This is a genomic window from Paracoccus lutimaris, assembly GCF_003337565.1.
GTDB classification, from domain to species: domain Bacteria; phylum Pseudomonadota; class Alphaproteobacteria; order Rhodobacterales; family Rhodobacteraceae; genus Paracoccus; species Paracoccus lutimaris.
In genome coordinates this window covers 18,398-40,343 of record NZ_QPJL01000016.1, presented here as the reverse complement: position 1 = coordinate 40,343, position 21,946 = coordinate 18,398, and the positions used below count along the sequence as shown (strand labels likewise).

The 21,946-nt window shown below is 67.5% G+C and carries 22 protein-coding genes and 1 riboswitch; of the genes, 8 read left to right on the top strand and 14 right to left on the bottom strand.

The genetic code is table 11. The annotated features are described in order from the left end of the window. The 4 genes from DFP89_RS14085 to cbiE are packed head-to-tail and all read right to left on the bottom strand — an operon-like array spanning position 1 to position 3,600. Positions 1-1,308 (bottom strand): cobyrinic acid a,c-diamide synthase CobB, encoded by a 1,308-nt coding sequence (locus DFP89_RS14085; RefSeq protein WP_114350033.1) that lies wholly within the window; start codon positions 1,306-1,308, stop codon positions 1-3. After that, positions 1,305-2,078 carry a precorrin-4 C(11)-methyltransferase gene (cobM, locus tag DFP89_RS14080; RefSeq protein WP_114350032.1) on the bottom strand — a complete coding sequence of 258 codons (774 nt, stop codon included), beginning with the start codon at positions 2,076-2,078 and terminating at the stop codon, positions 1,305-1,307. Before cobM ends, DFP89_RS14085 begins: the two co-directional genes overlap by 4 nt. Beyond that, entirely contained in the window at positions 2,075-2,425 is a 351-nt protein-coding gene (locus DFP89_RS14075) for a cobalamin biosynthesis protein (protein ID WP_114350031.1), read from the bottom strand. The genes cobM and DFP89_RS14075 overlap by 4 nt, the downstream gene beginning before the upstream one ends. After that, positions 2,422-3,600, bottom strand: coding sequence for a precorrin-6y C5,15-methyltransferase (decarboxylating) subunit CbiE (gene cbiE / locus DFP89_RS14070; protein ID WP_114350030.1), 1,179 nt, complete (start codon positions 3,598-3,600; stop codon positions 2,422-2,424). The genes DFP89_RS14075 and cbiE overlap by 4 nt, the downstream gene beginning before the upstream one ends. Between cbiE and DFP89_RS14065 the strand changes: the two genes are divergently transcribed. After that, on the top strand, positions 3,599-4,339 hold the full coding sequence (locus tag DFP89_RS14065) for a cobalt-precorrin-6A reductase (protein WP_114350029.1): 741 nt from the start codon (positions 3,599-3,601) through the stop codon (positions 4,337-4,339). The genes cbiE and DFP89_RS14065 overlap by 2 nt on opposite strands. Here DFP89_RS14065 and cobJ read toward each other — a convergent pair. Genes cobJ through DFP89_RS14030 form a run of 7 tightly spaced genes read right to left on the bottom strand, consistent with a single transcriptional unit; the run spans position 4,312 to position 12,278 of the window. Continuing rightward, on the bottom strand, positions 4,312-5,046 hold the full coding sequence (cobJ, locus tag DFP89_RS14060; protein WP_114350028.1) for a precorrin-3B C(17)-methyltransferase: 735 nt from the start codon (positions 5,044-5,046) through the stop codon (positions 4,312-4,314). The two genes, DFP89_RS14065 and cobJ, sit on opposite strands and share 28 nt — an antisense overlap. After that, positions 5,043-5,798 carry a precorrin-2 C(20)-methyltransferase gene (locus DFP89_RS14055; protein WP_114350027.1) on the bottom strand — a complete coding sequence of 252 codons (756 nt, stop codon included), beginning with the start codon at positions 5,796-5,798 and terminating at the stop codon, positions 5,043-5,045. The genes cobJ and DFP89_RS14055 overlap by 4 nt, the downstream gene beginning before the upstream one ends. A gap of 5 nt (positions 5,799-5,803) precedes the next feature. Continuing rightward, positions 5,804-6,433 (bottom strand): precorrin-8X methylmutase, encoded by a 630-nt coding sequence (locus tag DFP89_RS14050; RefSeq protein WP_114350026.1) that lies wholly within the window; start codon positions 6,431-6,433, stop codon positions 5,804-5,806. Between the two features lie 56 nt (positions 6,434-6,489). Continuing rightward, complete coding sequence (locus DFP89_RS14045; protein WP_114350025.1) at positions 6,490-7,620, bottom strand: precorrin-3B synthase; 1,131 nt, start codon at positions 7,618-7,620, stop codon at positions 6,490-6,492. Then, positions 7,617-10,862, bottom strand: a complete 3,246-nt coding sequence (gene cobN / locus DFP89_RS14040) for a cobaltochelatase subunit CobN (protein ID WP_114350024.1) — start codon at positions 10,860-10,862, stop codon at positions 7,617-7,619. The genes DFP89_RS14045 and cobN overlap by 4 nt, the downstream gene beginning before the upstream one ends. A gap of 21 nt (positions 10,863-10,883) precedes the next feature. Next, positions 10,884-11,921 carry a cobalamin biosynthesis protein CobW gene (gene cobW, locus DFP89_RS14035; protein WP_114350023.1) on the bottom strand — a complete coding sequence of 346 codons (1,038 nt, stop codon included), beginning with the start codon at positions 11,919-11,921 and terminating at the stop codon, positions 10,884-10,886. A 3-nt stretch (positions 11,922-11,924) separates the two neighbouring features. After that, positions 11,925-12,278 carry a DUF1636 family protein gene (locus DFP89_RS14030; protein WP_114350022.1) on the bottom strand — a complete coding sequence of 118 codons (354 nt, stop codon included), beginning with the start codon at positions 12,276-12,278 and terminating at the stop codon, positions 11,925-11,927. 85 nt (positions 12,279-12,363) lie between these two features. Next, positions 12,364-12,565: riboswitch (cobalamin riboswitch) on the bottom strand. Positions 12,566-12,603: 38 nt separating this feature from the next. Between DFP89_RS14030 and cobO the strand changes: the two genes are divergently transcribed. Both cobO and DFP89_RS14020 read left to right on the top strand, forming a co-directional pair. After that, positions 12,604-13,215, top strand: a complete 612-nt coding sequence (gene cobO, locus DFP89_RS14025; RefSeq protein WP_114350021.1) for a cob(I)yrinic acid a,c-diamide adenosyltransferase — start codon at positions 12,604-12,606, stop codon at positions 13,213-13,215. A gap of 88 nt (positions 13,216-13,303) precedes the next feature. Further along, positions 13,304-14,818: a hypothetical protein gene (locus DFP89_RS14020; protein WP_114350020.1), complete on the top strand. Its 1,515-nt coding sequence runs from the start codon at positions 13,304-13,306 to the stop codon at positions 14,816-14,818. 25 nt (positions 14,819-14,843) lie between these two features. Here the strand turns inward: DFP89_RS14020 and DFP89_RS14015 are convergent, their stop codons facing one another. Beyond that, positions 14,844-15,899 carry an endonuclease/exonuclease/phosphatase family protein gene (locus DFP89_RS14015; protein ID WP_114350019.1) on the bottom strand — a complete coding sequence of 352 codons (1,056 nt, stop codon included), beginning with the start codon at positions 15,897-15,899 and terminating at the stop codon, positions 14,844-14,846. Further along, entirely contained in the window at positions 15,890-16,495 is a 606-nt protein-coding gene (gene leuD / locus DFP89_RS14010; protein ID WP_114350018.1) for a 3-isopropylmalate dehydratase small subunit, read from the bottom strand. Before leuD ends, DFP89_RS14015 begins: the two co-directional genes overlap by 10 nt. 96 nt (positions 16,496-16,591) lie before the next feature. On the opposite strand from leuD, the gene DFP89_RS14005 reads away from it, so the two are divergent. Further along, on the top strand, positions 16,592-17,173 hold the full coding sequence (locus DFP89_RS14005; RefSeq protein WP_114350017.1) for a hypothetical protein: 582 nt from the start codon (positions 16,592-16,594) through the stop codon (positions 17,171-17,173). A 19-nt stretch (positions 17,174-17,192) separates the two neighbouring features. Here the strand turns inward: DFP89_RS14005 and leuC are convergent, their stop codons facing one another. Beyond that, the gene (gene leuC / locus DFP89_RS14000) at positions 17,193-18,629 is read right to left on the bottom strand and encodes a 3-isopropylmalate dehydratase large subunit (protein WP_114350016.1); all 1,437 of its coding nucleotides are present in this window, start codon (positions 18,627-18,629) and stop codon (positions 17,193-17,195) included. Positions 18,630-18,917: 288 nt separating this feature from the next. On the opposite strand from leuC, the gene DFP89_RS13990 reads away from it, so the two are divergent. The 4 genes from DFP89_RS13990 to DFP89_RS13975 all read left to right on the top strand — a co-directional run bounded on the left by DFP89_RS13990 (position 18,918) and on the right by DFP89_RS13975 (position 21,933). Beyond that, positions 18,918-20,273, top strand: coding sequence for a mechanosensitive ion channel family protein (locus DFP89_RS13990; RefSeq protein WP_114350015.1), 1,356 nt, complete (start codon positions 18,918-18,920; stop codon positions 20,271-20,273). 77 nt (positions 20,274-20,350) lie between these two features. Further along, entirely contained in the window at positions 20,351-20,806 is a 456-nt protein-coding gene (gene rsfS, locus DFP89_RS13985; RefSeq protein ID WP_114350014.1) for a ribosome silencing factor, read from the top strand. A 3-nt stretch (positions 20,807-20,809) separates the two neighbouring features. Next, positions 20,810-21,277, top strand: coding sequence for a 23S rRNA (pseudouridine(1915)-N(3))-methyltransferase RlmH (rlmH, locus tag DFP89_RS13980; RefSeq protein ID WP_114350013.1), 468 nt, complete (start codon positions 20,810-20,812; stop codon positions 21,275-21,277). A gap of 218 nt (positions 21,278-21,495) precedes the next feature. Continuing rightward, positions 21,496-21,933, top strand: a complete 438-nt coding sequence (locus tag DFP89_RS13975; RefSeq protein ID WP_147273315.1) for a hypothetical protein — start codon at positions 21,496-21,498, stop codon at positions 21,931-21,933. The last annotated feature ends 13 nt before the right edge of the window (positions 21,934-21,946 follow it).

Genomic DNA, 21,946 nt, shown 5'->3' with positions numbered 1-21,946 from the left:
TCAGGGCGCGGTCAGGGATTCTGCGATCAGGTGAAAGAAGCTGCCGGTGGCGTGGCCGCGATATGAACCTGTCTCGGCAACCACCTCGCCATTGGCATCGGTCACAAGGGCCAGGGGGGCGTCGGGCTGGGCAAGGATGCTGGCATAGTGGAACTCATGCCCGGTCAAGGCCTGGGCATAGGCCCCGGCCAGCGGGGTCAGCGGCTGGGCGCGGCGGTATCCCAGATGCATCCGGCGCTTGGCATAGCTGGTTTCCAGCCCCAGAAGGCCGGCCATCTGGTGGCGCGTGCCATCGGCATCGACCAGCCCCGCGCCCATCGCCATATAGCCGCCGCATTCGCCGTGGACCGGGCGGGTCCGGGCAAAGTCTTGCAGGCTGGCGCGAAAGTTTCCGGCCGCAGCCAGACGGCCGGCATGCAGCTCGGGATAGCCGCCGGGCAGCCAGCAGGCCCCGGCGCTGTCATCGGGCCCCTGATCGGCCAGCGGAGAGAATGGCAGGATCGTCGCCCCCGCCGCCCGCCAGCCCGCGACCAGATGCGGATAGACGAATGAGAACGCATCGTCCTGCGCCAGCGCGATGCGTTCGGCGGGCGGCGGCAGGGCGCGAAACGGTTCCGCCGCCAGCCCGCCCGAGGCTGCCGCGATGATCGCGTCAAGGTCCAGATGCCGCTGGGCCGCCTCGCCCGCGCGGGTCAGCAGGGCCTCAAGCGTGGCATGTTCGCGGGCCTGCACAAGGCCCAGATGCCGCTCGGGCAGCTCGATCGCGGCATCGCGCGGCAGCACGCCAAGGACGGCAATGCCCAAAGGGTCCAGCGCGTGGCGCATCAGCGCCTCGTGCCGGGCCGAGGCGACGCGGTTCAGCACCACGCCCGCCAGCCGCACATCCGCGCGCATCTGGCGAAAGCCAAGCGCCACGGCGGCGGCGGATTGCGCCTGTCCCTTGCAATCCATGACCAGCACCACCGGCCAGCCGGTCAGCGCGGCGATATCGGCACTGGCGCCGTTTCCGCAGCCGCCCTGCCGGGCCACGCCGTCGAAAAGCCCCATCGAGCCCTCGGCCAGCGCGATATCAGCCCCGGCGCCCATGCCGATCAGATGCGCGATCTGGGCCCCGCCCATGGCCCAACTGTCCAGATTATAGGATTCGCGCCCGGCGGCGGCGCGGTGAAAGGCCGGATCGATATAATCCGGCCCGCTTTTATAGGGCTGAACGGTCAGCCCGCGTGCGCGCAGGGCGGCGATCAGCCCCAGCGTGACGGTGGTCTTGCCGCTGCCGGATGCGGGCGCACTGATGATCAGGCCCTTCATTCGGGGAACCTCGGCTCCGTGCCCACGGGGCGAAAGCGCCGGTCGTAATCGCCTGCATAAAGGCGGCTTTCGTCAAAGCCCTTGGCGTCCAGAGCTTGGCCGACAAGGATCAGGGCGGTGCGCTCGCCCTTGCCGATTGCGGGGTCAAGGCTGCCCAGCGTGGCACGGATGATGCGCTGGTCGGGCCAGCTTGCACGAAAGACCACGGCGACCGGGCAATCCGCGCCGTAATGCGGGATCAGCTCGTCCTTGACGCGGTCCAGAACATGCACCGACAGATGGATGGCCAGCGTCGCCCCCGTCGCGCCGAATGCCGCCAGCGTTTCGCCGTCCGGCATGGCCGAGGCCCGCCCCGAGGTCCGGGTCAGGACGACCGACTGCGCCACACCCGGCAACGTCAGTTCCGCGTCCAAAGCGGCGGCGGCGGCGGCAAATGCGGGCACACCGGGGGTCACGTCATAGGGGATATCCAGCGCCCGCAGCCGCCGCAATTGTTCGCCCATGGCCGACCAGACCGACAGATCGCCCGAATGCAGACGCGCCACATCCTGTCCCGCTGCATGGGCGGCAGCGATTTCGTCGATGATCTGATCAAGGCTGAGCGAGGCGGTATTCACGATCCGTGCGCCGGGCGGGCAATGCGCCAGCAGTGCCTGCGGCACCAGCGAACCGGCGTAAAGACAGACCGGGCAAGCGGCGATCAGGTCGCGCCCGCGCAAGGTGATCAGGTCGGCCGCACCGGGGCCTGCGCCGATGAAATGGACGGTCATGCGGGGTCTCCTTCGGCGATGGCGGCGGTGGCCATGCCGTCTTGCGATACGGTGCGCGGGGTCACGATGCGTGCGCCGGGGCCAAGGGCGGCCAGGGCTGCGGCCTCGGCCAAAGATCCGGTGCCGTGCATGGCGATGACGCGCGCGGATTGCGTGGGGGTGGGGATGCCCGCGACCTTGACGCCGATCAGGGGCAGGCCGCGCGCCCGCGCCAATGCGGCGATGACAGGGGCCTGCGCCTTGGCGGTGCTGGTCGCCAGCGCATCGGCCGGTCCGGCGCGGTCCAGCGCATCGGTCAGCGAAGCAAGGCTTGCGGCTGATCGAAAGCCGATGCCCGCGACCCTCATGGCCAGCTCCATTGGGTGACGGATCGCGCGGGGCTCCAACCGCGCATGGTGCCAAGGGGTGCAGCTTCTTCCAGCGAAAGGCGCATCAACTGGCCGCCGCGCGCGGCCTGCAACTGGATCAGCAGCGCCTCGGTTTCCAGGGTCACCGCATTGACAACCAGCCGGGCGGGGGGCAGGGCCGCGATCAGCGCCGCATCGGCCCCGCCGCCGACAAAGATCGCATCGGGGGCGGGCAGGCCGGCCAAAGCCTCGGGCGCGCGGCCATGCAGGGCGCGCATCCGGGTGCCAAGGCCATAGGCGGCGATATTGGTTTCGATATTGGCGATGCGGTCGGGGCGCGGCTCGATGCAGATGGCGTGGCCGCCATTCAGGCACCATTCGACGCTGATCGAGCCCGAGCCGCCGCCGATATCCCACAGCATTTCGCCGGGACGCGGCGCCAAGGTGGACAGCGTTACGGCCCGGATCTGCCTGCGGGTGATCTGGCCGTCATGGACAAAACTGTCGTCAGAGAGGCCGAAGCCGCGCGGTAGACCAGCGCCCGGGGGCAGGTCCGCGCCGTCCAGCGCCACCGCAAGCGGCACCTGAAGGTCGGATGGCGCGGGGGCGTCGGCGCGCATGGTCCGGATGCGTTCCTGCGGCCCGCCCAGCCGTTCCAGCAGGGTCAGGCGCGTAGCCTCCAGCCCTTGCGCGCAGAGCCATTCGGCCAGCGCGGGGACGGCAGCCGCGTCCCGCAGCGTCGCCAGCACCCGGCAGCCGCGCGCCAGATGCGGGCGCAGCCGGGCAAAGGGCGCGGCGTGCAGGCCAAGGCAGGGCACATCTTCCAGCCGCCAGCCAAGGCGCGCGGCGGCCAGCGAGAAGACCCCCGGCACCGGCAGCGCCCGCCATTCGCCGGCGGGCAGGGCGGCGGCGATGCTGCCGCCCGCGCCATGCCAGAACGGATCGCCCGAGACCAGCGCCGCCACCCGCCGCCCGCTGAGCGCGATCAGCGGCCCAAGGTCAAAGGGCACCGGCCATTCCCGTGCCCGCGTGTCGCGCGCCAGCCCCGCCAGCGCCAGATGCCGGGGCGCGCCAAAGACGATTTCGGCCCGATCCAGCGCATCGCGGCTTGCAGTCGGCAGGCCGGCAAGGCCATCTTCGCCCAGACCGATGATGCAAAGCCAGGGATCAGCCATGACGCGCATCCTGCTTCTGGGGGGCACGAGCGAGGCCCGCGCGCTGGCGCAGGCCTTGGCCGATGCCGGGTTTGAGGCGGTCTATTCCTATGCCGGGCGGCTGCAGAACCCGGTGGCGCAGCCCTTGCCTACGCGCAGCGGCGGCTTTGGCGGCGCCGACGGCCTTACCGCCTATCTGCGCGTCGAAGGCTTCACCCATCTGATCGATGCCACGCATCCCTTTGCCGCCACGATCAGCCATAACGCCATCGCCGCCAGCGGCCGGGCGCGGGTGCCGCTGATCGCGCTGGAGCGCCCGGCCTGGGCCGCGCAGCCCGGCGACCGCTGGCGCCATGTGGCCGATTTCGCGGCGGCGGCCAGCGTGTTGCCCAATGACGGCTCGGGCGTGTTTCTGGCCATCGGGCGCCAGCAGCTTGCGCCCTTTGTCGGCTGCAATCACCGCTGGATGCTGCGTTTCGCCGAGGTCGCAAGCCATCCCCTGCGCGACGCCACGCTGATCGTCTCGCGTGGGCCGTTCACGGTCGCGGGGGATATCGCGCTGATGCAGCGCCACGGGATCGGCCTTGTCGTGACCAAGAATGCCGGTGGCCATGGCGCCGAGGCCAAGTTGATCGCGGCCCGCGAACTGGGCCTGCCGGTGGTGATGATCGACCGTCCCGCCCTGCCGGCGCGGCATGTGGTGGCGCGCGTGGCCGAGGTGATGGACTGGCTTCATGGCGCTGCCGACCGGGGCGTATAGACCCAGTGGCCCACGCGGCGGGTGGCGCTGTTGCCGACGATGACCACGCTGCGCATGTCGGCCATGTCAGGCCGCGCCTCGGCCAGTGTGACCGTGTTCAGCGCCTGTTCCGGGGTCGAAACGGCGCGGGCGAAGGAAATCAGCCGATCCGGGCCGCATTCCTCGCGCAGGATATCAAGGGCGCGGGCAAAGCCCTCGGGCCGGGATTTTGACCGCGGGTTGTAAAGGGCCATGGCGAAGTCGGCCTTGGCTGCCAGCCGCAGGCGCTGTTCGATCAGGGCCCATGGCTTCAGGTTGTCCGACAGGTTGATGGCGCAGAAATCATGGCCCAAAGGGGCGCCAAGCGCCGCCGCTGCGGCCAGCATCGCCGTAATGCCGGGCAGGATGCGGATGTCGAAATCGGGCGGGGGCGCGCCCTCCAGCGCCTCAAACAGCGCCGAGGCCATGGCGAAGACCCCCGGATCGCCCGAGGACACCACCACGACCCGCCGCCCCGCCGCCGCCATGTCCAGCGCGGCGCGGGCGCGGTCCAGCTCAACCCGGTTATCCGAAGGGTGCAGCCTGAGGCCGGGGCGCGGAGCCACGCGGGCGACATAGGGGATATAGCCGACGATATCCGTGGCCTCGGCCAGCGCGGCCTGAACCTCGGGCGTGACCAGATCGTCCGCGCCCGGCCCAAGACCGGCGACGGCCAGCCAGCCGGTCATTCGGCGGCCTCGGCATCGGCCAGTGGATTGATCTGGGGACGGCGCCCGTTGCCATGCACCAGCACGGTGGCGAAATAGGGGCAGGCCTCCAGATCGGCCTGCGCCAAGGGCGTCACGCGCTGGTTCGGCATGGTGCCGCGTTCGACCAGCCATGCGTCATCCATGCGCCCGGCGCTGGCGATGGCACGGGCGATCTTGGGCAGGTTGCGGCCGGTCTTCATCACCACCACGGCGTCGGTGGCGGCGATGTGGCGGGTCAGGTCCGGCTCAGGCAGCGTGCCCATCAGCACGGTCATGGCATCATCGCCCCATGTCATCGGTCGCCCGACCACGTTCCAGCAGCCGGTCATGCCGGGAATGCCGGGGATGACCTCGACCTCGGCCAGCCCCTGCAGGCGCGTGTGCAGATGCATGAACGAGCCGTAAAACAGCGGGTCCCCCTCGCACAGGACGACGATATCGTCGGTCGCGGCCAGCGCCGCCAGCCGGGTTGTCCAGTCGTCATAGAAAGCGGCCAGCAGACGGTTGTATTCGGGGCTGGCAAAGGGGATCTCGGTCGTGACCGGATATTCCATCGCGTGTTCCGTGACCCCTGCCGCCAGCATGTCCGAGACGATGCGCCGGGCCTGTCCCGCCCGGCCTTTCTTGCGGAAATAGGCGATCTGGCGGGCGCCGCGGATCGCGCGGTCGGCACGGACCGAGATCAGATCGGGGTCGCCGGGGCCAAGACCCGCGCAGATGACCTTACCCATGGCGGCTATTCCTTTCGGCTGGCAAGCGCGTTGACGGCGGCGACCGTCATGGCCGAGCCGCCAAGCCGCCCCCTGACGATCAGCGCGGGGGCGGGCAGGTCATCCATCAGCGCGTCTTTGGACTCAGCCGCGCCGACAAAGCCCACCGGGCAGCCGATGATGGCTGCGGGGCGCGGGCAGGAGGGATCCTTGAGCATGTTGAGCAGGTGGAAAAGGGCGGTCGGCGCATTGCCGATGGCCACGACCGCGCCTGCCAGATAGGCGCGCCACAGTTCCAGCGCGGCAGCGGATCTTGTCGTGCCCATGCCCGCCGCCAGTTCCGGCACGCCCGGCGCGTTCAGCGTGCACAGGATGCGGTTGTCGGCGGGCAGGCGGGCGCGGGTGATGCCTTCGCTGACCATGCGCGCGTCGCACAGGATCGGGGCTCCGTCCTGCAGCGCTTTCCGGGCGGCGGCGGCCATGCCGGGGGAAAAGCGCACATCACGTTCCAGCCCGACCAGCCCGGCGGCATGGATCATGCGCACGACGACCGGCTCTTCGTCGGCGTCAAAGCGGGCCAGATCGGCCTCGGCCCGGATGGTGGCGAAGGACTGGGCGTAGATCCGGGCGCCGTCGGTTTCGTATTGGTGCAGCATGGGGCGGTTCCGTTCAGGTGTCGCGGCTATCTCACGCGCGGGGGCATTGGGCAAGGTCACAGCGGAATCTGCGCGGCGCTCAGCCCGGTTTGGGTTGCGGGCGTGCGGATATCGCCGTCGCGGATCAGGTCAAAGCGGTCGGGGCCTTCAGCAATCAGCGTCAGGCTGGCCCGGCCCCGATGGGCGCAGCCTTTGGCGCAGCCGCTGAGATGCAGGCTTTGGCCGGGGGCAAGGTGCGCGGCAAGCTGTCGCGCCAGCGCCCGGACATCGGCATGCGCCTGCGGGCAGGCGGGGGCGCCGGTGCAGGCATGGATACGCAGCAAGGGATCCGAGGCGTCAAGGATCGCGCCCGGAACCGGCGGAGGCTCCGTTGCCCCCTCGATCAGCAGGGCGCGCCATGGTGTCAGGCGCAGCGGTCCCGCCTTGGCGGCAGTGGCAAGCTGGGCGGGCGTGATCTGACCAAAGGCAAAGCCCAGCATCCAGCCATTCGGCGCCGGACCGGGACCGGGCGCCTGACGCATCGGCATTTGGGGGGCAGGCCCGGCCCCGGCGGGCAGGTCCGGCTGGCGGTGCAGATAGTCGCGCATCCGCCCGCGTCCTTCGTGAATGCCGCCTTGCGCAAACCAGCGCGTCAGCGCCATTGCGGCATGGACGGCGCTGTCCGTATCAGGCGCGCTTAATCCCCAGTCGCCGCCATCGGGCAGGATCAGCCAGCCGGTTCCGATTTGCCGCAGCCGGATATCCGAGGGCACATCCCCCAGCACCGGCACGTCCTCATCGACGGCAAAGCCGAACTTGCCGGGCGTGTCGGGGGCATCCGGCTGAGTCATGGCGCGGGCAATCCCTTCGGCCACCTGCCATGCCGGTCCACCGACCGTGGCAAAGGGGGACAGGATCACATTGCGCCGCGATTCCGACCGGGCATCGCTGTCCAGCAGCCCCATTTCCGCAAGTGCTGCGATGGTGGCGGCGTGTCCCTGCGCGTTCAGCCCGCGCAATTGCAGATTGGCGCGGCTGGTCAGGTCGATCAGCCCATTGCCGTGCTGCCGGGCCAGTCCGGCGATGCCCTGCGCCTGATCGGGTGTCAGCCGCCCGTTCCGCGCCCGGATCCGCAGGACCAGCCCGTCACCAGAGGCCATGGGCCGCAATGCGCCGGGACACCAGCCCTTGATGTCGTAATCCGTCATGGTGCCGCCTCCAGCCCTTTCAGTCCCGCCAGAACCGAATTTCGCCGCGTGACCCAAAGCCCCGAGGCATGAAGCCGCATGAACATGTCGCGCATGGCGGCCAGTGCGGCGGGGTTTTCGGCCTGCATGAAGGCCACGACATCGGGGCGGCCCAATGTGGCGTCGTGGTAAAGGTCGAACAGATGCCCCGGCACCACGCCCGCCAGATTGGCGAAGGCCGCCATATGGTCCAGCGTCGCCGCGATCTCGGACGCGCCCCGGAAGCCATGCGCCATCATGCCGTCCGCCCATGCCGGATTGGCGGCGCGGGCGCGGGTGACGCGGGCGATTTCCTCGGTCAGGGAACGTGCGCGGGGGGCGTCGGGACGCGTGGCGTCAAGGTGGTATAGCGCGGGCACGGGAGCGCCCAGCCGGGCCATGGCGGCGGCGAAACCCGCCTCATGCGCGGCATAGTCGCTGGCCAGCAGCAAATCGGATTCGGGCAGGTCCTGCGCATGGACAAACCCGTCTGCGACCGCCAGCCGGTCGCGGATCGCCTGAGGGTCGTGCCGGATGCCTCCGTCCGCGCCGATCGCGTAGGATGAGGCCGCGAGCCACGCCTCGCCCGCGGCATGGCGCGCGGCCTGGGTGAAGGTCTCGGCCAGATCGGACATGCCCAGACCGTAAAGTCCGGGCTTGGGGCCAAAGACGCGGGGCGCGCGCGTGCCGGGACAGGGACCGGAATAGGGGTTGTCGGCCGGGCTTTCGTCGCGTTCGGCCAAGGCCGCCGCGCCGGCTTCAAACAATTGCGCAAGCCCAGGGAACACGTCGCGGAACAGGCCGGACACGCGCAGCGTCACATCGATGCGCGGCCGTCCCAGCTCAGCCAGGGCCAAGATGTCCACGCCGCTGACCCTCCCCGAGCTTGCGTCCCATCTGGGCGCCATTCCCGCCAGATGCAGCGCCATGGCAAAGTCTTCGCCCGCCGTGCGCATGGTGGCGCTGCCCCACAGGTCGACGACCAGCCCGCGCGGCCAGTCGCCATGGTCCTGCAAATGGCGGCGCAGCAGTTCCTCGGCCAGCTTGATGCCCTGCGCATGGGCGGCGCGGCTGGGGACGGCACGCGGATCGACAGTGAAGAGGTTGCGCCCGGTGGGCAGCACGTCCTGCCGCCCCCGCGCGGGTGATCCGGACGGCCCCGGAGCGACCCGTTGCCCCGCCAGCGCGCGTGTCAGCCCCGCGCGTTCCTGCGCTCCGCAAGGTCCGGTGCCATAGATGTGCAGCCCTTCGCCAAAGCGGCTTTCCTTGAGGTCGCAGACAAAGCGGTCGATCAGCGGAATTGCCTGCGCGGGTGCGGCGTCGGGGGGCAGGCCCAGATCTGCCTCGACGCCGGCGGCGCGGGCTTCGTCGCGGATGGCGCCGATCAGCCGGTCGCGGCGGCGCGGGTCCAGCCCGTCCGCGGTCGAGTATTCGTCCAGCAGCCGTTCCAGATAGGTCAGGCGTTCCGGCAGCGCGGCATCGGCCAAAGGCGGAGGCAGATGCCCCAGCGTCACCGCGCCAAGGCGGCGTTTGGCCTGCGCCGCCTCGCCCGGGTCGTTGACGATAAAGGGATAGGCGACCGGCAGATCGCCCAAAAGCGCCTGCGGCCAGCATTCGTCCGACAGCGCCACCGATTTCCCCGGCAGCCATTCCAGCGTGCCATGGGCGCCCATATGGATCAGCGCATCCGCCTGTCCGCGCAGCCACAGGTAAAAGGCCACATAGCCATGGCACGGCGTGCGGCTGAGGTCGTGGTAATCGTCGGCGCGGGTCTGTGCCTCTCCGCGTTCGGGCTGCAGGGCGATCAGGGCGTCATCGGTGCGGATGGCGGCGAATGCGAAGGCGCCGTCCCGTATCAGAGGGTCGGTATCCGCTGCGCCCCATGCGGCGGCAAGGTCGTTCTGCAGGCACCGGGGCAGGCTGGCCAGCGCGGCACGATAGTCGGCAAGCGGCCATGTCAGGCGCTCTGCCGTCAGCCGTTTGCCAAGGTCTTGATACGGGATGCCAAGGATTTCGCCGCAGGATGCCAGCGCGTCCAGCCCGACGGCATGGGCAAGCTGATGGGCCTTGCCGGGATAGGTGGACAGGATGACGGCCTTGCGCACAGGCACGCGCAACCTGTGCCACGCCTTGATGCGCGCGACGGCCAAAGCGATGCGGTCATGGTCAGGGGCATGGATCTGGCGGGAAAACTGCAGCGCCGGATCGCGTGGCTCTGCGGCCTTGAAGCTGACGGCGCCCAGAAAAATACGGCCGTCCACCTCGGGCAACACGACATGCATGGCCAGATCGGCGGCGGAAAGGCCACGGTCGTCGGCTGCCCAAAGATCGCGGGGCGCGGTGGACAGCGCCACCTGAAAGACCGGGCAGTCGCAGGCGTCAAAAGGCGTCGCGCCCTGATCGTCGCGGGCGGAAAATGCGGTCATGTTCACAATGGCCGCCAGTCCCGGCAGATGCGGGGCCAGCCACGCGCCAAGACCCGGCATCTTCAACGAGGGGGCAAAGACCCCGGTCGCGGCAAAACCCGCCCCCCGCAATGCCCGGATCATCGCATCCACCGGGCCAAGGTCGGCCGATGTCAGATAGCTGCGATAAAAGCTGACCAGAACCGGATTTTCACCCAAGCCGGGGGCGGGGGCAGGGATCACGCCCGTATCGGGGTCGTAAAAGCCCCATTGCGGGATCGCAGCTTCGCCGCTGACATCGCTGGCGGGCAGGCCGGCGGCGCGGGCCAGCTCTGCCAGCGCCATCTGTGCCGCGACCGCGCCGCCTTCGTCGCAAAGCGCGGTCAGGCGGTGCAGCGTGGCCGGCTTGAGCGTCGAAAAGCGTTCCAGCCTGTCATCGGGCCGCCCGTCGGCAGGCAGAAGCGCCAGCGCAATGCCCCGGCGGCGGGCGAGGTCCTGAAGACTGGCCACACCATAGGGCCAGTAAGCCTCGCCCCCGATCAGGCGCACAAGGATGGCCCGCGCACCTGCCAGCGTGGTTTCAAGGTAGGTGTCGACCGAAACCGGATGGCGCAGCGCCGAGATATTGCACAGCCGCAGCGAAGGCAGCGGGGGCCGCGCGCCTGCGGTCCCCGATTGCGCCCGGTGCCAGCCCGCCGCGAAAGCGCCAAGGTCGCTGTCGGAATAGGACAGCGCCACCATGTCGGCGGGGCTTTGGCCGGGGTCGGTCGGGACCTCGGTTTCCTCAAGCCCCCGGCTTTCGCGAAAGACGACATGCATGACGCCCGCGCCCCCCGTGCCTCAGGCCGCCAGCACGGCCCGGATCGCGTCCTCATTGATGTCGTCATGTTCGGCGATCACCACAAGGCGCGAGATACGGGACGTGTCGTTAGCCCATGGCCGGTCGTATTGATGGCGCACGCGTTCGCCCACGGCCTGCACCAGCAGGCGCATGGGCTTGCCCGCGACGGCGACATGGCCCTTGACGCGCAGGATGTTCTGTTCGCGCGCCAGCCGGGCAATCCGTTCGGCCAGATCGGCAGGGTCCGTTATTTCCGCCAGCTCGATCACGACGGAATCGAAATCGTCATGTTCGTGATCGTCCGCGCCGTCGTGATGGCTGGGGCGGGCGGCAAGGTCGTCCTCGGCCGCCGCCCCCAGCCCAAGGATCACGCGCGGGTCAATGACGCCATCGGTCAGGGGCAGGATGGGCAGCTTGCGCGGGGCCTCGGCCTCGATGACGGAGCGGGCGGCCGCGAGCCCCGCTTCGCCGGCCAGATCGGCCTTGGACAGAAGCACGATATCGGCGCAGGCGATCTGGTCCTCGAAGACCTCGGACAGCGGCGTTTCATGGTCAAGGCTGTCATCGGCCTTGCGCTGGGCGTCCACGGCGGCCTCGTCCGGGGCAAAGCGGCCGGCTGCCACGGCCTCGGCATCGGCCAGCGCGATGACGCCGTCCACGGTGATGCGCGACCGGATCGCGGGCCAGTCAAAGGCTTTCAGAAGCGGTTTGGGCAGCGCCAGCCCCGAGGTCTCGATCAGGATATGGTCGGGCTTGACCGGCATCGCCATCAGCTTTTCCAGCGTCGGAATGAAGTCGTCGGCGACGGTGCAGCAGATGCAGCCATTCGACAGCTCCATGATGTTTTCCGCCGGGCAGTTATCGTCGGCGCAGGATTTCAGGATGTCGCCATCGACGCCCATGGTGCCGAATTCATTGACCAGCACCGCCAGCCGCTTGCCCTGAGGGTTCTGCATCAGGTGCCGGATCAGTGTTGTCTTGCCCGCGCCCAGAAAGCCGGTGATGACAGTGACGGGGGTCTTGGTCAGGTCGGTCATGTGCTACCCAATCGGAGGAATACGCGCGAGGCTGCGCTTGCGGAAAATGGCGATACGTTCACGCCACGGCACAAGGCCGTCAGAGGTCGTGGCAAAGGCTGCGGCGCCTTGCAGGATTTCGGGGGCGTCGGCCTCGGTCATGTGGCCGTAAGCATAGGACCAGCGCCCGGGTCCGCTCAGCGCGACAGCCGCACCGGCGCCGCAGGCCGAAAGGCATTCGACCGGGACGATGCGCACGCCCTCGGGGGCGCCCAGATCGGTCAGCGCCCGGTGCAGCCGCGCGCCCATCGGCAGGGTCGCGTCATTGGCCGGTTCATTGGCCCGGCAGGTGATGCAGACATGCAGCGTGACGGTCATGCGCCCTTCATCCGTTCTGGCGGGTATGGGGCAGGCATACGGGCGCGCATGGCTGCGCAAGCCCGGGCAGGAACACCCCGTCCGCCGGTCAATTCTTGCGCGGGCAGGTCTCCCGGCTTGCGGATTCAGGCTTTCGCCAACGGCCGGCCCGCCTTCCCGGCATTGCTGCCAGTGGCCTCGGGCGGCCTTTCCGGTCACGGTCGCGGGGGCGGCTGCTTTCAGGCTTTCGCCTGTCGCATTCCCTCTTGGCCTGTCATAGGACAGGAACCAGCGCAGCCCATGCTCTGCGCGCCCGGTCCCGACTTGTCAAGCAAAGGAGTGCCCGATGGAGCCCGACGACAACGCCCGCCACGCCGAGAAGATGGCCAGGATCAAGGCCGCCCGCGACCGCATGATGCAGGGAAAACAGGGCGAAAAGGGGCTGGTGATCGTCCATACCGGCAAGGGCAAGGGCAAGTCGTCATCCGGCTTCGGCATGATCCTGCGCTGCATCGCGCACCAGATGCCCTGCGCGGTGGTGCAGTTCATCAAGGGCGCATGGGACACCGGCGAGCGTCGCCTGCTGACCACGCATTTCGGCGGGCTGTGCCAGTTTCACGCCATGGGTGAAGGCTTTACCTGGGAAACCCAGGACAAGGCGCGTGACATCGCCGCCGCCCGTGCCGGCTGGGACAAGGCCAAGGAACTGATCCGCGACCCCGAGATTCGCATGGTGCTGCTGGACGAAATCAACATCGCGCTGCGCTATGACTATCTGGATATCGCCGAAGTCGTGGCCTTCCTGCGCGACGAAAAGCCGCCGATGACCCATGTCGTTCTGACCGGCCGCAACGCCAGGCCCGAACTGATCGAGCTGGCCGATCTGGTCACCGAGATGGAGGTGGTCAAGCACCCTTTCCGCGACGGCATCAAGGCTCAGCCCGGGGTTGAGTTCTAGGATTTTTCCAACGTCTTCCCTTGCGTCCGGCGATTTGCCACAGTGCCGCCGGAAAAAAGAGCTGTGGCATAGTGAAGGAGCGATTTTGATGTATCTCAAGCATGGCCTCGTGGCGCTGCTGGCCCTTGGGCCGGTCTCGGCGGCTTGGGCGGTGCCCGCCACCGATGATGGCGCGGCGCGTCTGAAAGGCATTTTTCAGACCTATCTGGGGGGTGTCGATGGAGTGGTGACCGTCACCCCCAAGGGCGAGACCTATGATCTGGTGATCGATCCGACGCCCTTGCTGGCGCAGATCTCCAGCGAGTCGGACGTGAAATTCGAGGTCGGCACCCTGACCTATCACCTGACCGACAAGGGCGATGGCAGCTGGGGCGTGACCGAGAACCAGACCCTGTCCTGGTCGTTTACCATCCCGAACATGATGGAGCAGATCGGCTCGGCCAAGATCGAATCGACCGGCATCTGGGACGAGGCCCTGCCGGGCTTTCGCGAACAAACCGGGGTGATGACCGGCTATACCGTCAATACCACCCAATACCTGCCGGTGACGCCCGCGCCCGGCGCGGCTGGCGAGCCCGCGCCCGAAGCCGAACTCGAATATGAGGTCATGTCGCGTGACACTCAAAGCATCGATCGGGCCGAGACGGTGCTGAAGGCCAGCCCCGCCGCGGCGGGCGGCGTCGATCACGACATGACCTATAGCGCGCAGGGAGTGTATCAGACTGTGGAATACACGGCGGTTTCGCCGTTTGGGGCGATGAAATTCGACATCACCTCACCCGGCTATGACGGCAAGGCGACGATCAAGGGCAGCCGCAATGACGGCATGCTGGGTCTGCTGGCCTGGTTTGTCGCCCATCCGTCGCAGGAGCTGATCGCCAATTCGCAGGACGGTCTGCGCGACAAGCTCAGCGCCGCGATGCCGCTTTGGGACGACGTTGCGGTGGATATGAACCTGCGCGATCTCAAGGTCGTCTCGCCCTTTGGCGAGTTCACGGCCAGCAATGTCGGCGCCGAGATTGGCTTGTCCGGCGTCGAGGCCGATGGCCGTTTCCGCGAGATGGTCAGGATCACCGGCCTGAAAATCCCCGAAGCGATCGTGCCGCCATGGGCGCTGCCGGTGATCCCGCAGGAGGTCTCGTTTGATTTCACCGCATCCCAGTTCGATCTGGCGGCGCCGGTCAAGATGATCATCGAGGGCTTTGACCTGACCGCCGCGGACCCGATTGCCAAGGTCGATCCCGTGCAGTTGAAGGCCGCCTTCTTTGCCGGCAGCCCGATCGCGCTGGAACTGGCGCCCAGCCAGATCAAGGGCGAGGGCTATCAGATCGACTATCAAGGCCAGATGCAGCTGCCGGCCGACACGCCGCCCGGCGGCACCGCCAGGATCAGTGCCTCTGGTCTGGACAAGATCGAGGCCGCGCTGAACGCCGCCCCGCCGGAACAGGCGCAGCAGCCGCTGATGATGCTGCAAATGGCCAAGATGCTGTCGAAACCCGGCGCTTCGGGCGAAATGGTCTGGGAAATCGACGCCTCAACTCCCGGCGGACCGATTTCGGTCAACGGCCAGCAGGTCGGTGGCGGTCCGGCACCGCAGCAGTAATGCCCGGGTCGCGGGCTGGCCCCTTTCAGGGCCAGTCCAGATCGACCCAGACCAGACGATGTGCCGAGGCCGTCTGTGCGGCCTCGGCCAAGGGTCCGGCCTCGGGCCACAGGACGCCCGCGTCCAGAATCTTCAGCCCCTTTTTCGGCAGGACGTAATCGGCGCGCAGGTTGCCCGGCGGCTTGTCGTCGGGCCAGTCGCCGGTATCCAGCGCCGGATCGCCCTTTTGCCCGTCATTGACGCCGCCCTTTGCCGCCGCGCCGCCCGCGCTGCGTGGTTCGGGATCGGTGACATGGGCCATGATGCGGGCCAGCGCATCAGCGCGGCCATCGCCGTCGGCGGGATCGACATTCAGCATGCCCGCCAACACGAAGGGCGCGTCGGGCAGGTGATGCAGCCAGAAGGCCAGCTCGTCATGATTGCGCCGGCCATTCATATCCTCGGGGCCGTCAAAGACCGGGGGCGTCGCGGCCATGGCCAGCAGATGCAGGGGTTTGCCGGCAATGGTGATGGTCGCGTCCCAATGCGCCGAGGAGGACAGGCGCAGCGCCGCTGTCACCTCGGGCGGCAGCTTGGGCATGATCTGGCCGGGCAGGTCGCGCCATAGAAAACCGCTATGGTCGATGACCGGGCCGATGGGATGGCGCGACAGGATCGCCATGCCGCCCTGTCCGGTAAACTCGCCGAAACCCTGCGCATCCGCCGCGCCGCGGGTCCGGCCATCGCCGTCGATATCCAGATCGGTGGCCATGCCGGCATTGGGCCGGGCAGCAAAGCGATGCGGGTAATCCAGCCCCGCCTTGGCCAGCAGATCGGCAAAGGCCGTCAGCGCGCGACCGTCATGGTCCCAATCGAAATCCGTCAGCAGCAGGATATCGGGCCGGTTCTCGGCGATGACCTGCACCACGGCGGCGATCTGGGGATCGGCCTTTTTGCCGGTGCGGGTCAGGTCGCGCAACAAAAGCCCCGGCCCGTCGCGCGACAGGTCGGGGCCATAGGTGGCGATCCGCAGCGGATCTGCCTGTGCATTCAGGCCAAGGGCGGCCAGCAGCGCCGCCCCGGCAAGCGCCCTTAGACCCAAGGCCGGCTCTGGGCCATCTGCGTCTCGAACGTGTCGATGGCGGCGGATTTCTCCATCGTCAGGCCGATATCGTCCAGCCCGTTCAGCAGGCAATGGCGGCGGAAGGGGTCCAACTCGAAGGCAAAGCTCTGGCCGTCCGAGGTGGTGACGGTCAGGTTTTCCAGGTCAACCGTCATGCGGGCATTGGCGCCCTTGCGGGCGTCCTCCATCAGCACGTCCACGACCTCTTGGGGCATGACGATGGGCAGGATGCCGTTCTTGAAGCAGTTATTGTAGAAGATGTCGGCAAAGCTCGTCGAGATCACACAGCGGATGCCGTAATCCAGCAGCGCCCAGGGGGCATGTTCGCGCGACGAGCCGCAGCCGAAATTGTCGCCGGCGACGATGATCTGCGAGGCGCGATAGGCGGGCTGGTTCAGGATGAAATCCGCAACCTCCGAGCCGTCCGAGTTATAGCGCATCTCGTCGAACAGGTTCTTGCCCAGACCCGAGCGGTGGATCGTCTTCAGGAACTGCTTGGGGATGATCATGTCGGTGTCGATATTGACCAGCGGCATGGGCGCCGCGATGCCGGTCAGGGTGGTGAACTTGTCCATATGCTTGGTCCTCGTGGAATTGACTTGGGGCGCGGGCGCCCGTTAACCCGGTATCGACCGGCGATCTGCGCCGGATGACGGATGCGGGTGGTGTGAATGGTTCTGGGCTTCCCCGATCTTGCGGCCTTGCGCGCCTGTATCGCGCGCGACTGGACGCCGACCATCGGCGATCCCGAGATCACCGGCTGGCTGACGGTGATCTCTTACGTGGTTTGCCTTGTGCTGGCGGTCATGGTGTTGCGCCGCCGCCCGGCGCGGGCCGCGCGCGGGCTGTGGTGGGTGATCGCCCTGCTGATGGCCGCTCTGGCCGTCAACAAGCAGTTGGACCTGCAGACCGCGCTGACGGCCACCGGCCGCTGCATGGCGCGCGCGCAGGGCTGGTATGACAGCCGCCAGATCGTGCAGGTCGCCTTTATCGCCGGGCTGGTGCTGGGCGTGGTGCTGACCTGGGTCTGGGCGACGAAATCCCTGCGCGGCCAGATGCGCGGCAATGGCCTTGCCCTGTTGGGGCTGGCCATATTGTGCGGCTTTGTTCTGGTGCGCGCGGTGGGGTTCGGTCATGTCGACAGGCTCATCAGCATGGATTTCGCGGACATAAGCTACAACTTCTGGTTCGAGAATTCCGGGCTGCTGCTGATTGCGGTCAATGCCCTGATCCTGCTCAGGCGGGGACGCTGAGGCCCCCGCCCGCGCCGGATCAGACGGTTTCCACCAGGATTTCGCGCACGTCGGTCAGGTGGCCCTTGATCGCCGCCGCCGCTGCCATGACCGGCGACATCAGATGCGTGCGGCCTTTATAGCCCATGCGGCCCTCGAAGTTGCGGTTCGAGGTGGCGGCGCAGCGCTCGCCCGGCGCAAGCTGATCGGGGTTCATGCCCAGACACATCGAGCAGCCTGCAAGGCGCCATTCGAAGCCGGCATCGGTAAAGATCTTGTCCAGACCCTCTTCCTCGGCCTGCAGGCGCACGAGGCCCGAGCCGGGCACGACCATGCCGCGCACGCCCGGCGCCAGCTTGTTGCCCTTGAGGATGCCGGCGGCGGCGCGCAGGTCCTCGATCCGGCCATTGGTGCAGGACCCGATGAAGACCGCGTCGATCTTGATGTCGCTCAGCGCCATGCCGGGGGTCAGACCCATATAGTCAAGGCTGCGGCGCGCGGCCTCGACCTTGCCGCCGGTGAAGTCCTCGGGTGCGGGCACGCGGTCGGTGATCGGCAGCACGTCCTCGGGCGAGGTGCCCCAGGTCACGACCGGGGCAATGTCCTCGCCCTTGATGGTGATGACCTTGTCCCAATGTGCGCCCTCGTCCGAGAAGAGCGTCTTCCACCACATCAGCGCGGCTTCCCATGCGGCACCTTTCGGCGCGTGCGGGCGGCCTTTGACATATTCGAAGGTCTTTTCATCGGGCGCGATCAGGCCGGCGCGGGCGCCGCCTTCGATGGCCATGTTGCAGACGGTCATGCGGCCTTCCATGGACAGGTCGCGGATCGCCTCGCCGCAATATTCGATGACATAGCCGGTGCCGCCAGCGGTGCCGGTCGCGCCGATCACCGACAGCGTGATGTCCTTGGCGGTGACGCCCGGGCGCAGCTTGCCGGTGATCTCCACCTTCATGTTCTTGGATTTCTTCTGGATCAGCGTCTGCGTGGCCAGAACATGCTCGACCTCGGAGGTGCCGATGCCATGCGCGAGCGCGCCGAAGGCGCCATGGGTCGCGGTGTGGCTGTCGCCGCAGACCACGGTCATGCCGGGCAGGGTCCAGCCCTGTTCGGGGCCGACGATATGGACGATGCCCTGACGGATATCGCTCATCGGGTAATAGTTCAGACCGAATTCGCGGGCGTTCTTGTCGAGCTCGGCGACCTGGATGCGGCCCTCGGGGTTCTCGATGCCGTTCACGCGGTCGGCAGTGGTGGGCACGTTATGGTCCGGCACGGCGATGGTCTGGTCGGGGCGGCGGACCTTGCGGCCGGTCATGCGCAGCCCCTCGAAGGCCTGTGGGCTGGTCACTTCGTGGACCAGATGCCGGTCGATATAGAGCAGGCAGGTGCCGTCTTCCTGACGGTCCACCACATGCGCGTCGAAGATCTTGTCGTAAAGGGTGCGGGGCGCGCCCGCGTTGGTCTTGCCGGTCATGGCTTTCTCTTTCGTAAAGAGTAGCTGGAAAGGGGATCTGTCGACCGCCCGGATGGCCGCATCGGGGCGGGCAGGGCGCGCGCAGGCGCCCGCGCCGTCAAAGTCGAGCCGTGACGGACAGGCTTTCGCCGTAGAACCGGCCCGGCAGGCGGGCGCGGTCATGGATGTCGAAATAGACGAATCCTCGCATGAGGCGCCTTTTACGCGGCTTTAACCCTTGAGGCAATATGACTGGTGCTTGTCAGGACAGCCGGGCGGGGTTCAAATGGCCAAAGCGAAAGGGGCGGCATGGAGCAGTTGAATCCCGACATGATCGACGCCGCGCAGGGCCTTTGGGGCAGCGTGGCGACCTTTTTCAAGCTGCTGTGGCTGCCCTCGCGGCGCAATCAGCTGATCGCCATTGCCGGGCTGATCGCCGTGTCATGGGCGCTGGCGCGGGTGCTGTCGCCGATGCTGACGAACTGGCTGCGCAACCGCGAGAACTGGGCGAAATGGCGGCTGCGGCTGGGTCTTCAGGTCGAGCGGCGGCTGATGCTGATCGTCTTTGCCATCCTGTCCTGGGCCGTGGTGCTGGTCATGCGCGAGATCACCTGGCCTTCGCGCAGCCAGGTCATCGCGCTGGCGGCGACCATCGCCACTGCCTGGGTGATGATCTTTTTCCTGGCGCGGGTGATCGCCAACCGCTTCCTGCGCCGGATCGTCAGCTGGGCGGCCTGGATCTGGGTGACGCTGCACCTGATGGACCTGACCGAATCGGTCAGCAAGGTGCTGGACCGGGCGGCGATCAGCTTTGGCGATTTCCGGCTGTCGGCGCTGACGGTGATCAAGGCGCTGGTGGTGACCGGGCTGTTGATCGCGGGGGCGCGGCTCTTGTCGCAGATCATCTCGGCGCGGCTGGCGCGCAACGAAGACATCTCGCCCACGATGCGGGTGCTGACCGCCAAGCTGTTGCAGGTGGTGCTGTTCAGCATGGCGCTGATCATCGGGCTGAAGGCGGCGGGGTTCGACCTGACCGGGCTTGCGGTATTTTCGGGCGCGGTCGGTGTCGGGCTGGGTTTTGGTCTGCAGAAAGTGGTCTCGAATCTGGTGTCGGGGATCATCATCCTGCTGGACCGCTCGATCAAGCCGGGGGATGTGATCAGCCTTGGCGACACCTTCGGCTGGATCGAGGAACTGGGCGCGCGCTATGTCAGCGTCGTCACCCGCGATGGGCGTGAGTATCTGATTCCAAACGAGGATCTGGTCACCGGCCAGGTCGTCAACTGGTCCCATACCAACAATTACGTGCGGTTGGACCTGAAATTCGGCGCCTCATATGCCGACGATCCCCACAAGGTCAGCGAGATCGCGATCAAGGCCGCGCTGGGGGTGGGGCGGGTGATTTCCAGCCGCCGGCCGGTCTGCTGGATCACCGGTTTCGGCGACAGTTCGGTCGATTATGTGCTGCGTTTCTGGATCGGCGATGCGACCGGCGGGCTGACCAATGTGCGCGGGCAGGTGTTCCTGGCGCTCTGGGACGCGTTCAAGGAGCACGGCATTTCCATCCCCTTCCCGCAGCGCGAGCTGCGGCTTCTGAACGCGGGCGCGGTCCCGGGGGCGCCGCCCGTTTCCCGCGATGAGCCCGAATCCGCTGGCGGTCATTGAGATGGGCCGAAAAACTGCTATCTTTAGGACATCCCCTGCGCCGGGGGCGATCGGCGCGCTGACCGGAGGATGAACCCCTGTCCAATACCGCTTCGTCGGCCTCAACGCCGGCCGCGACCCCCGCCGGGTCCGAACTGACCAGTGATCAGATTCTGGACCGCATTCTTGCCTCCCTTGACGACGACAAGGCCGAAGATGTCGTGACCATCGATTTGCGCGGCCGTTCGGCCATGGCGGATCACATGGTCATCGCCTCGGGCCGCAATGCGCGTCAGGTGGCCGCGATCGCCGAAAAACTGGTCGAGCGTCTGAAGGCGCAGACCGGACAATCGGCCCGCGTCGAGGGCAAGGACACCGGCGACTGGGTGCTGATCGACACGGATGACGTGATCGTCCATGTCTTCCGCCCCGAGGTCCGCGAGTTCTATCAGCTGGAAAAGATGTGGATGCCCGCGGATGCGCTGCGTTCGGCCACGCTGGACCGGCTGCGCGCGGAACACGCGGCCGAAGAGACCCGCAAGACCCAGAACTAGGTCATGCGCATGGTCATTGCCGCAGTCGGGCGGCTGCGGCAGGGCCCCGAGGCCAAGCTGATCGACGACTATCTGGACCGCCACGCCAAGGCCGGTCGCGCCCTTGGCCTGCCGCCGGTCACCCTGACCGAAGTCGAGGACAGACGCGGCGGCGGCATGAGCGCCGAGGCCCCCCTGCTGGCGCGTGCCATTCCTGACGGCGCCGCGCTGGTGGTGCTGGACGAGCGCGGCCAGATGCTGACTTCCCCCGAATTTGCCCAGAAGATCGCCGGCTGGCGCGATCAGGCCCGCGACGTGGCCTTTGTCATCGGTGGCGCCGATGGCATCGACCCGTCCTTGCGCGACCGCGCCGATCTGGCGATCAGCCTGGGCCGCATGGTCTGGCCGCATATGCTGGTGCGCGTCATGCTGGCCGAGCAGATCTATCGCGCTACCACCATCCTTGCCGGCAGCCCCTATCACCGCGAATAATGGCAAGCTATTTGTACTATTAAGTTTTTAGATAATTTCCGGACACTTGCCCCGTGAGATTTACCGATTTTTCGCTATGATGGGCGGTATCAAATCATAAGCATTCGGGGTGCAGGATGTTGCCAATTACGAATCAGGTTCAAACCCGCGGCAGTCCGGTTCCGGTTCAGCCGACCCGTGCTGTCGAGGCGACCGCGCAGATCAGCGCGAGCGCCCAGTTGGACATTCCGCCTGTGGACGAGGCCGATGCCGCGGCCGACACGTTTCAGCGTGGCCGCGACGATATCGACCGCACGCATGACGCCCAGTCCGTCGCCGCGCTGCGCCAGCGCATGCGGCAGGCCCGGCAATCGGCCATCGACGCCGATTCGCCGCAGGACCGGGCGGTGTTTCGCGCCAAGGTCATCCGCTTTCTGCAATCGATCTATCGCGACGATGTTTCGTTCCAGCGCGCCCTGCAGCGCGGCACCATCGTGATCCGCGCGGTCGAGGACATGCCCGAACCCGACCTGCGCCCGGAAATCGCCTATGCGATCTATCGTCAGGGCGCCATGCAGACCGGCCAGACCGCGATCGAGCTCAGTTCGCCACGCCGGGCACGCGGCGCGCAACTGGGTGTGGGCGCCAGCGATTTCGTCGCTTGGTGGCCGAAATAGCGGCTGAAACAAG

Bases quoted from the DNA above. Each gene is read 5' to 3' on its own strand.
- DFP89_RS14085 (WP_114350033.1), bottom strand. From the start codon at position 1,308: ATGAAGGGCCTGATCATCAGTGCGCCCGCATCCGGCAGCGGCAAGACC.
- DFP89_RS14030 (WP_114350022.1), bottom strand. From the start codon at position 12,278: ATGACCGTCACGCTGCATGTCTGCATCACCTGCCGGGCCAATGAACCG.
- cbiE (WP_114350030.1), bottom strand. From the start codon at position 3,600: ATGGCTGATCCCTGGCTTTGCATCATCGGTCTGGGCGAAGATGGCCTT.
- DFP89_RS14005 (WP_114350017.1), top strand. From the start codon at position 16,592: ATGGTTCTGGGCTTCCCCGATCTTGCGGCCTTGCGCGCCTGTATCGCG.
- cobO (WP_114350021.1), top strand. From the start codon at position 12,604: ATGGAGCCCGACGACAACGCCCGCCACGCCGAGAAGATGGCCAGGATC.
- cobJ (WP_114350028.1), bottom strand. From the start codon at position 5,046: ATGACCGGCTGGCTGGCCGTCGCCGGTCTTGGGCCGGGCGCGGACGAT.
- DFP89_RS14065 (WP_114350029.1), top strand. From the start codon at position 3,599: ATGACGCGCATCCTGCTTCTGGGGGGCACGAGCGAGGCCCGCGCGCTG.
- DFP89_RS14075 (WP_114350031.1), bottom strand. From the start codon at position 2,425: ATGAGGGTCGCGGGCATCGGCTTTCGATCAGCCGCAAGCCTTGCTTCG.
- DFP89_RS13990 (WP_114350015.1), top strand. From the start codon at position 18,918: ATGGAGCAGTTGAATCCCGACATGATCGACGCCGCGCAGGGCCTTTGG.
- cobN (WP_114350024.1), bottom strand. From the start codon at position 10,862: ATGCATGTCGTCTTTCGCGAAAGCCGGGGGCTTGAGGAAACCGAGGTC.
- DFP89_RS14020 (WP_114350020.1), top strand. From the start codon at position 13,304: ATGTATCTCAAGCATGGCCTCGTGGCGCTGCTGGCCCTTGGGCCGGTC.
- rlmH (WP_114350013.1), top strand. From the start codon at position 20,810: ATGCGCATGGTCATTGCCGCAGTCGGGCGGCTGCGGCAGGGCCCCGAG.
- DFP89_RS14050 (WP_114350026.1), bottom strand. From the start codon at position 6,433: ATGCTGCACCAATACGAAACCGACGGCGCCCGGATCTACGCCCAGTCC.
- cobW (WP_114350023.1), bottom strand. From the start codon at position 11,921: ATGACCGACCTGACCAAGACCCCCGTCACTGTCATCACCGGCTTTCTG.
- leuC (WP_114350016.1), bottom strand. From the start codon at position 18,629: ATGACCGGCAAGACCAACGCGGGCGCGCCCCGCACCCTTTACGACAAG.
- DFP89_RS14055 (WP_114350027.1), bottom strand. From the start codon at position 5,798: ATGGGTAAGGTCATCTGCGCGGGTCTTGGCCCCGGCGACCCCGATCTG.
- cobM (WP_114350032.1), bottom strand. From the start codon at position 2,078: ATGACCGTCCATTTCATCGGCGCAGGCCCCGGTGCGGCCGACCTGATC.
- leuD (WP_114350018.1), bottom strand. From the start codon at position 16,495: ATGGACAAGTTCACCACCCTGACCGGCATCGCGGCGCCCATGCCGCTG.
- DFP89_RS14045 (WP_114350025.1), bottom strand. From the start codon at position 7,620: ATGACGGATTACGACATCAAGGGCTGGTGTCCCGGCGCATTGCGGCCC.